Origin of the sequence: Pseudomonas sp. CM27, assembly GCF_013179515.1 — a bacterium.
Taxonomy (GTDB): Bacteria; Pseudomonadota; Gammaproteobacteria; order Pseudomonadales; family Pseudomonadaceae; genus Aquipseudomonas.
On the sequence record NZ_JABMCN010000007.1, the window covers coordinates 38,385 to 46,953 of the forward strand.

General features: G+C 61.8%; 11 protein-coding genes and 1 pseudogene. 7 read left to right on the forward strand and 5 right to left on the reverse strand.

The features are described 5' to 3' along the window. Positions 1-88 precede the first annotated feature (88 nt). Positions 89-559: a recombination regulator RecX gene (gene recX / locus HP547_RS02000; RefSeq protein WP_172219581.1), complete on the forward strand. Its 471-nt coding sequence runs from the start codon at positions 89-91 to the stop codon at positions 557-559. A gap of 121 nt (positions 560-680) precedes the next feature. Here the strand turns inward: recX and HP547_RS02005 are convergent, their stop codons facing one another. Next, entirely contained in the window at positions 681-1,799 is a 1,119-nt protein-coding gene (locus HP547_RS02005; protein ID WP_172285382.1) for an LOG family protein, read from the reverse strand. Positions 1,800-1,959: 160 nt separating this feature from the next. Here HP547_RS02005 and HP547_RS02010 point away from each other — a divergent pair, with 160 nt between their 5' ends. Then, on the forward strand, positions 1,960-2,169 hold the full coding sequence (locus tag HP547_RS02010; RefSeq protein WP_172224565.1) for a hypothetical protein: 210 nt from the start codon (positions 1,960-1,962) through the stop codon (positions 2,167-2,169). 17 nt (positions 2,170-2,186) lie between these two features. On the opposite strand, the gene HP547_RS02015 is transcribed toward HP547_RS02010, so the two are convergent. Further along, entirely contained in the window at positions 2,187-2,606 is a 420-nt protein-coding gene (locus HP547_RS02015; protein ID WP_172285383.1) for a quorum-sensing-regulated virulence factor family protein, read from the reverse strand. Positions 2,607-2,823: 217 nt separating this feature from the next. On the opposite strand from HP547_RS02015, the gene HP547_RS02020 reads away from it, so the two are divergent. The 3 genes from HP547_RS02020 to HP547_RS02030 all read left to right on the forward strand — a co-directional run bounded on the left by HP547_RS02020 (position 2,824) and on the right by HP547_RS02030 (position 4,803). Next, the gene (locus HP547_RS02020) at positions 2,824-3,534 is read left to right on the forward strand and encodes a tRNA-uridine aminocarboxypropyltransferase (protein ID WP_172224571.1); all 711 of its coding nucleotides are present in this window, start codon (positions 2,824-2,826) and stop codon (positions 3,532-3,534) included. A 179-nt stretch (positions 3,535-3,713) separates the two neighbouring features. Further along, positions 3,714-4,364: a response regulator transcription factor ErdR gene (gene erdR, locus HP547_RS02025; protein WP_172224574.1), complete on the forward strand. Its 651-nt coding sequence runs from the start codon at positions 3,714-3,716 to the stop codon at positions 4,362-4,364. Between the two features lie 73 nt (positions 4,365-4,437). Further along, positions 4,438-4,803 (forward strand): diacylglycerol kinase, encoded by a 366-nt coding sequence (locus HP547_RS02030; RefSeq protein WP_010952700.1) that lies wholly within the window; start codon positions 4,438-4,440, stop codon positions 4,801-4,803. Here HP547_RS02030 and finR read toward each other — a convergent pair. After that, positions 4,800-5,726: a LysR family transcriptional regulator FinR gene (gene finR / locus HP547_RS02035; RefSeq protein ID WP_172224577.1), complete on the reverse strand. Its 927-nt coding sequence runs from the start codon at positions 5,724-5,726 to the stop codon at positions 4,800-4,802. The two genes, HP547_RS02030 and finR, sit on opposite strands and share 4 nt — an antisense overlap. Before the next feature lie 117 nt (positions 5,727-5,843). On the opposite strand from finR, the gene fpr reads away from it, so the two are divergent. Continuing rightward, positions 5,844-6,623, forward strand: a complete 780-nt coding sequence (gene fpr, locus HP547_RS02040; RefSeq protein ID WP_033700840.1) for a ferredoxin-NADP reductase — start codon at positions 5,844-5,846, stop codon at positions 6,621-6,623. A gap of 187 nt (positions 6,624-6,810) precedes the next feature. Here the strand turns inward: fpr and HP547_RS02045 are convergent, their stop codons facing one another. Beyond that, on the reverse strand, positions 6,811-7,332 hold the full coding sequence (locus HP547_RS02045) for a SprT family zinc-dependent metalloprotease (RefSeq protein WP_172285384.1): 522 nt from the start codon (positions 7,330-7,332) through the stop codon (positions 6,811-6,813). A gap of 107 nt (positions 7,333-7,439) precedes the next feature. Beyond that, the gene (locus tag HP547_RS02050; RefSeq protein ID WP_172224585.1) at positions 7,440-8,039 is read right to left on the reverse strand and encodes a Yip1 family protein; all 600 of its coding nucleotides are present in this window, start codon (positions 8,037-8,039) and stop codon (positions 7,440-7,442) included. Positions 8,040-8,300: 261 nt separating this feature from the next. Between HP547_RS02050 and HP547_RS02055 the strand changes: the two are divergent. Further along, a pseudogene (locus tag HP547_RS02055) lies at positions 8,301-8,569 on the forward strand (tRNA 2-thiocytidine(32) synthetase TtcA); the annotation flags it as partial.

Here is an 8,569-nt window from a genome sequence, read left to right on the forward strand (position 1 = left end):
AGCGAACAAGGCTGCCGCCGCGGACGCCAGCGCCGACGACGTCGCTGATGCTGAAGCCGGTTATTGATTGCTCGGTAGTTAGTCGAACATGTCCGCCGTACTCGACACCCCCGTCGCCATCCGGCGGACAGCCATGGACCTGCTCGCGCGACGTGAGCACGGTCGCGTCGAGCTGACGCGCAAGTTGCGTCAGCGCGGCGCTTCGGATGAGCTGATCGAGCCCGAGCTCGACCGGCTTGCCGAAGAAGGGCTGCTCAGTGAAGCCCGCTACCTCGAAAGTTTCATCAGGTACCGTTCCGGCTCTGGCTATGGCCCTGCGCGCATTCGCGAAGAGCTGGGTCAGCGTGGCTTGGCGCGTGCTGATATCGACCAGGCGTTACGCGAGAGCGAGATCGACTGGCGCGAGCGCCTGCGTGAGGTGTGGCAGCGCAAGTTTGCCGGGCAGCCGCCGCATGACCCGCGCAGCCGCGCCCAGCAGACCCGGTTCCTCGCTTACCGGGGGTTCCCGATGGACATGATCGGCCGGCTGCTCAGCGGCCGGGATCTCGACGATTACTGACGGCTGGCGCTGCGCTGTCGCGCAGAGAGCTGATGCTGGGCGCACCGCGTACCCTGTGGGAGCGGGCGCTTTTTAAATTTTGCGCAAGACAGTTGCTCCTACAGGTAGGATCGACCCGTTATCAACTGACCTTCAACGCCTCCCTGGCCCGCTGCGTGGTATGCATTGGCTGCGGCTTGGCCCAGTTCTCCGACAGGTTGATAAAATCCACCAGCTCGCGCAGTCGGCCCTGATCCCGACCATTGAAAGCAAATGACAGGCGGGTCAGGTGGCTGTAATTGCCCACCTCATGTTCCGCACTGCTGTCCGCCTGCTGGTGATACCTGCCGCTCAGGCGCAAGTCGGCAAAGCCCTCCTGGATCTCATGCAGCGCCGCGTCGCTGAGCGGGTGATGCATGCGGATCACGAACTGGCTCTTCAGCCAGCGGCTGGAGTGATAGTTGCTGTAGAACTGGTTGATTTCCTCCACGGCCTCGTCGGCGCTGTGCACCAGGTGCACCAGCTTCAGGTCGGTGGGCAGGATGTAGCGGTTTTCTTCCAGCTGGCGGCTGATGAAGTCCAGGCAGTCGCGCCAGAAGCTGCCGCCGGGCGAATCCAGCAGCACCACCGGAACCAGCGGGCTCTTGCCCGTCTGGATCAGGGTCAGTACCTCCAGCGCTTCATCCAGCGTGCCGAACCCGCCCGGGCACAGCACCAGGCCGTCGGCTTCCTTGACGAAGAACAGTTTGCGGATGAAGAAAAAGTGGAACGGCAGCAGTTTGTCGGTGCCATCCACTGTGGGGTTGGCGTGCTGTTCGAAGGGCAGGGTGATGTTGAAGCCCAGGCTGTGTGCACTGCCAGCGCCTTCATGGGCAGCCGCCATGATGCCGCCGCCGGCGCCAGTGATAACCATCAGGTCGGAGCGCGCCAAGGTGGCGCCCAGCTCGCGGGCCAAGGCGTACATCGGGTGTTCCAGCGGCGTGCGCGCCGAGCCGAATACGGTTACCTTGCGCCGGCCTTTGTAGCGTTGCAGGGTGCGGAACGACTGGTCCAGTTCACGCAGGGCCTGCAGGGTGATCTTCGCGCTCCAGCGGTCGCTGTCGTCATGGGCCATGCGCAGGATGGTCAGCATCATGTCGCGATACAGCGGCAAGTTGGGGCTGTCGGGGGCTACCAGTTGCAGTTGTGCGTCGATGTTGCTCAGGTCGATGTTGTTGTCGTGGAAGTGGCTGAACAATTGTTCGTTCGATTGGTAAGGCATGCAACGTCTCCTTCTGCACCAATACCTCTGACCTCAATCTAGACCCTCCGGCCCGATCGTGCCGGAGTGTTTACCGCAGGCGCCCGTCGGTATACCGCCACTGGCGGTGAGGGTTTGGTTAACTGGTGAAGCGAAACGTGTCGATGCAGGAGGTGGCGGTATGCATCGCTTGACCATCGAGGTGGACGGGCAGCTCTATCAGCTGCTTGAGAATGCGGCCCAGGTGCATCACCTGAGCCTTGAGGCCGAGTGTCGGCGCCGTTTATCAGGGCTGGAGTGCCAGTCGCGTTACTTGCAGGCGTTGCTGGCTGACATGCGCGCCGATGCTGACGATGGGCGCTGGCGCGCCCGTGAAGACGAAAAGGTATAGCTGCATAACAGCTGTTGTTACTTCTTCTTGTTGCCTGCCACGCAGCTGGCGCTGTCGAAGGCCTGATCCATGACCGGCTGGTTGGTCTTGTAGACGGTAAAGCGGTAGACCATTACCGCACCTTTGGACATCAGGTTGCGGTAGCCGCTGTTACGGCAGACGCTGTCGCCTAGCTGGCTGCGCACCTGCGCCGGGTTGGCCTGCATGCGCTCGGCGTGGCTCTGGCGCACGCTCAGGTGGTTGACCAGTGCCTTGCCTTCTACGGTGTAGCCCTGGTCGAGGATGTCCTCGTTGATTGCGCGCGGGGTGCCGACGCTGCTCTCCTTGGCGACCTTCTGCAACGTCTTGTTCAGGTCGTAATCCTGCTTGGAAGCCGCGTGGGCTGCCAGGGGCAGAGCGAGTAGCAGGCTCAGGGCGGGGGCTATAAGGCGCAGCATGAATCTCTCCTGGTTCGATGACTGGCGCTTTGACATGCGCGGGCCGGCGGTGTTCCGTGAACCGTGCGGGCGCGAAGTTAAGGCACGGTAAAGTGTCGATTATAAGGGCCGCCTTGCCACCTGCACAGCAAATGGCCGCCGTTCTGGTAAACTGGCTCCCTTGTTTTTTTCGAGCCATCCTTGTGCCCATTTCCAACCTGTCCAGAGGCCTGCCGGCATGAGCCATGCGGTAGCGCGCCTGCGCGCCGAACGTCTGGCCCGCAGCGTCAAGCCTTTCATCGCCCGCGGCTCACGTGCCGAGCGCTGCCCGGCTTGCCGGGTCATCGCCACCCATTGCCTGTGCGCCTGGAAACCCCGCGTGCAGGCCGAATCGGGTGTATGCCTGCTGATGCACGACACCGAGCCGTTGAAGCCCACCAACACCGGCTGGCTGATTGCCGACCTGATCGACGACACCGCCGCCTTTGGCTGGCTGCGTACCTCGGTAGACGAGGGCTTGCTGGCCTTGCTCGACGACCCGCGCTGGCAGCCCTATATCGTCTTCCCTGGCGAGTTCGTCGCCCAGGAGCGGGTTGTCACTGAAGTGGTGCGTGAGCCGGGCAAACGCCCGCTGTTCATCCTGCTGGATGCCACCTGGACCGAAGCGCGCAAGATGTTTCGCAAAAGCCCGTACCTCGACCGCTTCCCGGTGTTGAGCCTGGAGGCCGAGCAGATGTCCCGCTACCGCCTGCGACGCTCCAAGCGGGACGATCACTTCTGCACGGCGGAAGTCGCGGCCATGTGCCTGGACCTTGCCGGTGACAGTCAGGCCTCGCAGGCGCTGGATGCCTACCTGGATGTGTTCAGCCTGCATTACCTGAGCGGCAAGCGGCGCTTGCCGCTGGACGACCAGGACGACACCCACCAGCGTTTGCATACCTTCCTATAGTCCAAGGGGCACAACCCCTGCTTTGGTTCATAATGACGGAGCTGGCAGCCAGGGTGGGCGAGACGGCAGGGCGATTGGCTTGATCACCCTCGACCGTGCTCGGCCTCCTTGGCGCCGATTCCCCACCGGGCGCTTCCCTTACCCCCGAACGCCCGGCACAGAACAGGATCCCTAGATCGATGGCCACTTACGAAATCCTGATTGCCGATGACCACCCACTGTTCCGTGGCGCTCTGCGCCAGGCCGTTACCCTTGGCCTGGGCCCGGATGTACGCCTGGTCGAAGTCGCGAGCATTGCCGAGCTGGAAGCCCGCCTGAGCGAAAAAGCCGACTGGGACCTGGTGTTGCTGGATTTGAACATGCCGGGGGCCTACGGTTTTTCCGGGCTGGTGCTGCTACGCGGGCAATACCCGCAGATCCCCGTGGTGATGGTTTCGGCCCAGGAAGAGGCCGCCGTGGTGGTCAAGTCCCGCGAGTTCGGCGCCAGCGGTTTCATCCCCAAGTCCAGCACCCTGGAAGTGATTCAGGATGCCGTGCGCAAGGTGCTCGACGGCGAGGTCTGGTGGCCACCGCAGGCGTTCGAGAAGGTCGATGTATCGGCCGAGGCCAAAGCCGCCAGCGAAGGCCTGGCCAGCCTCACGCCGCAACAGTTCCGCGTGCTGACCATGGTCTGCGAAGGCTTGCTGAACAAGCAGATTGCCTATGAGCTCAGCGTCTCCGAAGCGACCATCAAGGCCCACGTGACCGCGATCTTCCGCAAGCTGGGGGTGCGTACCCGGACCCAGGCCGCGCTGTTGCTGCAACAACTTGAATCGGTTGCCAGCAACTGACTGCGCCTGGCTTCACGCTTTTTTGACCCGTGCCGGTCTAGTCTGCTGGCCTTTCTGTCGTTAAGTGACTCACATGACATCGCCATTCAAGGGCCAGACCGGCCTCAAACGCATTTTCAACGCTGCCGGGTACTCACTGGACGGCCTGCGCGCCGCTTTCAAGGGCGAGGCGGCGTTTCGCCAACTGGTGCTGCTTAACGTGCTGCTGATCCCGATTGCGTTCTGGCTGCCGGTCAGCCGCGCCGAGCGGGCGATCATGATCGCGGTGTGCCTGCTGGGGTTGATCGTCGAGCTGTTCAACTCGGCCGTCGAAGCTGCCATCGACCGCATTTCGCTGGAGCGCCACCCCTTGTCGAAAAACGCCAAGGACATGGGCAGCGCTGCGCAGCTGGTGGCGCTGACCATGGTGGCGCTGGTGTGGGGCGTGATCCTGCTTTAAGCGATCGGCGGCAGCACGATTTCATCACTGCGGGTAAAGCCCGCGGTGAAGTTGCGGCATAGCTCGAGGAACTCGCGCATGGCCGAGGTCTGGTACTTCTGTTTGTGCCAGATGAAGTAGAACTGGCGCATCAGGTCCAGTTCGGGGGTTTCCACCGGCACCAGGCTGCCGCGGCGGAATGCGTCACGCAGGGCCAGGCGCGATATGCAGCCGATACCCAGGCCTGACTCCACCGCCCGCTTGATCGCCTCGGTGTGCTCCAGCTCCAGGCGTATATTGAGGTTGGCGCGGTGATGGCGCATGGCCTGATCGAAGGTCAGGCGCGTGCCCGAGCCTTGCTCACGCAGTATCCACGCCTCTTGCGACAGGCTTTCGATGTCGGCGCGGCCCAGCTTGGCCAGCGGGTGCTGCGGCGCGCAGAACACCACCAGCTCATCCTCTACCCATGGCTGTACTTCCAGGTCCGGGTGGTTGCAATCACCCTCGATCAGACCCAGATCAATTTCGTAGTGAGCCACTTGCTGCACAATATGCACGGTGTTCTGTACATGCAGTTTTACCTGGCTTTCCGGGTGGCTCTGCATGAAGCTGCCGATCAGCAGGGTGGCCAGGTAGTTGCCGATGGTCAGCGTGGCGCCGACCGCCAGCGAGCCGAACCCGGACTTGCCATTGAGCAGGTCTTCGATCTCCTTGGCCTGGTCGAGCAGGGCCACAGCCTGGGGCAGCAGTTGATGGCCCAGGGCGTTGAGCGCCAGGCGCTTGCCGGCACGGTCGAACAGCTGGCAGCTTGATTGACGCTCCAGCTCAGTGATCGAAGTGCTGGCAGCCGACTGCGACAAGGCCAGCAGGCTGGCGGCTCGAGAGACGCTCTGGTGCTGGGCTACGGCGACGAAGACTTGCAGTTGACGGAGTGTGAATCGCATATCGATATAACCGATAACACATATCTTGATAATCCAGTTAACAGATATTGTCGCTGCCCCTAAACTATCGCGCAACTGCGCGTTTTGCGCGCTGCGTTTTCTTCAGGAGCCCCATCGATGAGCAACATGAACCACGAACGTGTCCTCAGTGTGCACCACTGGAACGACACCCTGTTCAGCTTCAAGTGCACCCGCGACCCGGGGCTGCGCTTCGAGAACGGTCAGTTCGTGATGATCGGCCTGCAGCAGGAAACCGGCCGCCCGCTCATGCGTGCCTATTCCATCGCTTCGCCGAACTGGGAAGAGCACCTGGAGTTCTTCAGCATCAAGGTGCCGGACGGTCCGCTGACCTCGCAGCTGCAGCACTTGAAGGAAGGCGATGAGATCATCATCAGCAAGAAGCCTACCGGTACTCTGGTGCTCGACGACCTGAACCCGGGCAAGCACCTGTACCTGCTGAGCACCGGCACTGGCCTGGCGCCGTTCATGAGCGTCATCCAGGACCCGGAAACCTACGAGCGCTTCGAAAAGGTGATTCTGGTGCACGGCGTGCGTTACGTGAACGAAGTGGCCTACCGCGAATTCATCACCGAACACCTGCCGCAGAACGAGTTCTTCGGTGAGTCGGTCCGCGACAAGCTGATCTACTACCCGACCGTGACCCGTGAGCCGTTCGAGAACCAGGGCCGTCTGACCGACCTGATGCGCAGCGGCAAGCTGTTCAGCGACATCGGCCTGCCACCGATCAACCCGCAGGACGACCGCGCGATGATCTGCGGCAGCCCGAGCATGCTCGACGAGACCAGCGAAGTGCTGGACAGCTTCGGCCTGAAGGTTTCGGCCCGTATGCGCGAGCCGGGTGACTACCTGATCGAGCGTGCTTTCGTCGAGAAGTAAGCGCAGGCTGGTATGAAGAAGGCGACCCTCGGGTCGCCTTTCTTATATCTGGTATCCATGCATTGCCTGGTCCGGCCCTATCGCCGGCAAGCGAGCTCCCTCAGGTTCGGCACAGCATTCCAAACCTCTGCTGTACCTGTGGGAGCTGGCTTGCCGGCGATAGGGCCGGTGCAAGGCAAAACCCGGTCTATTCGACCCGCGTCTCGCCGCTGTACACCAGAATCGCTCGGCACCGCTTGCACAGGTACCGCCGCCCTTGACGCACCAGCTTGTGGCGCTGTGCAGTGAAGGGGAAGTCACTCTGCGGGCACGGGCAGCGGTAGATATAGCGAGTGGCCACGCGCCGTTGCACTTCGTAGTTGTGGCAGCGGTTGGGCGGCAGTTCGTAGACCCCGCGCATGATCAGCTGCCATTCCTCGCCATGGGCCTGGATGCGTTCGCCGAACAGCTGGTGGGCCACCAGATGCGCCACTTCATGGGCTACGGTCTGACGCAGGAAATCATCCTGGTTTTCCCGGTACAGCTGCAAGTTGAAGCGCAGCAGGTTCTCGTGCAGGTGCGCGACTCCGGCTTTTTGCCCGCGCAGCCTGAAGCTGACTTCCGGGCGCGGAAAGGGGCGTTTGAAGAAGGTTTCGGCTTGCTGGTAACAGATTTCGACGCGTTGTTTGAGCAACTCGGGCATGGCGGCATGGTTCTCCTGACTGGTCATTATGCCGCAGCCGCGAGCCGCCTGCCGAGCCACCGCCCGTCAGCGCACAGCCAGAGGCCGCCTCGCGGCGGCCTCTGGTTGATGCCCCAGTGTTGGTTGAGTCTGTTCTAGTTGGTGTAGACGGGCCCCACGCCCAGTCCCCAGATGATCACCGTGGCGGCCATGATCGCCACCAGTACCACAAGGCCTACCGCCAGCACCGAGCTGGAGAACAGAAAGCCTTCGTCAGGCGGAATGTTCATGAACGTCGGCAAGCCGACATACAACAGGTACACGGTGTAGCAGATTGCAGCGGTGCCGATCAGCATGCCCAGCCACAAGTGCGGGTACAGCGCGACCAGGCCGCCGATGAACAACGGGGTGGCGGTGTAGGTGGCAAACGCGATGCATTGCGCCATGGACGGGTTGGCATCGTAGGTGCGCGCCATCCAGTGGATGAACGCGCCCATCACCGCAACACCGCCGAGCATTGCCAGGTAAGACATGATGCTCATCCAGAGCGCGCTTTCCATGGTCAGCATCACGGCGGGTCGGTCGCCGATCACCCAGCCAACCTGGGTGGTGCCGATGAACGCCGAAATAGCGGGAATGGCTGCCAGGATCAAGGTGTGCGTCAGGTACATGTGGCTGATGGTTTCTTCTTCGCCACGAATTTCCCGCCATTCCTGGTCGGGATGGGTAAACAGCCCCACAACGTGATGAATCATGCCTTCACTCCTCTCAATGTTGCCAAGCGCCCCCCGAATGGAGCGCATGCGGCCAGGGGCCTGAACACAGATGCAAGCGGTAATGTGGCCTTATGTCGCAGTATAGGAAGCCGTTACCGGCACAAACCGGGCTTTTTAGAGCAAATTGCGCTTTAGGGCGTGCTGCTGATTACATTGAAGTCTTTGTCGGAATGCCTACAGTGATGCCGCGTTTGTGGGTAAAATAGCCGGCTTTTGTCACACCTCGCGGATCCAAGCGCTATGGGCACCCTCTCGGTCAACCAGAACAAACTGCAAAAACGCCTGCGTCGTCTCGCTGGCGAAGCCATCACCGACTACAACATGATCGAGGATGGCGACAAGGTGATGGTCTGCCTGTCCGGCGGCAAGGACAGCTACACCATGCTCGACGTTCTGTTGCACCTGCAGAAGGTGGCACCGATCAAGTTCGAGATCGTCGCGGTGAACATGGACCAGAAACAGCCGGGCTTTCCCGAGCACGTGCTGCCGGCCTACCTGAAGGAACTGGG